Annotated in this window: 1 protein-coding gene; it reads right to left on the reverse strand. The window is 47.9% G+C overall.

Annotation, left to right across the window (positions count from 1 at the left end):
- Nucleotides 1-50 precede the first annotated feature (50 nt).
- On the reverse strand, nt 51-287 hold the full coding sequence (lpp, locus tag EO083_RS09810; RefSeq protein ID WP_000648420.1) for a murein lipoprotein Lpp: 237 nt from the start codon (nt 285-287) through the stop codon (nt 51-53).
- Nucleotides 288-315 lie beyond the last annotated feature (28 nt).

The following is a 315-nucleotide window of genomic DNA, read 5'->3' on the forward strand; positions in this document are numbered from 1 at the left end:
CTTTTTCGCCACGGGTTAGCAATTCATCAACCACTTCTTCACAGGTGCTATTACTTGCGGTATTTAGTAGCCATGTTGTCCAGACGCTGGTTAGCACGAGCTGCGTCATCTTTAGCAGCCTGAACGTCGGAACGCATTGCGTTCACGTCGTTGCTCAGCTGGTCAACTTTAGCGTTCAGAGTCTGAACGTCAGAAGACAGCTGATCGATTTTAGCGTTGCTGGAGCAACCTGCCAGCAGAGTAGAACCCAGGATTACCGCGCCCAGTACCAGTTTAGTAGCTTTCATTATTAATACCCTCTAGATTGAGTTAATC

Source organism: Thermosipho globiformans, from assembly GCF_003990895.1.
GTDB classification, from domain to species: domain Bacteria; phylum Thermotogota; class Thermotogae; order Thermotogales; family Fervidobacteriaceae; genus Thermosipho; species Thermosipho japonicus.

What these genes read in the sequence shown, in the direction of transcription:
- lpp (WP_000648420.1), bottom strand. Translation starts at nt 287, where the DNA reads ATGAAAGCTACTAAACTGGTACTGGGCGCGGTAATCCTGGGTTCTACT.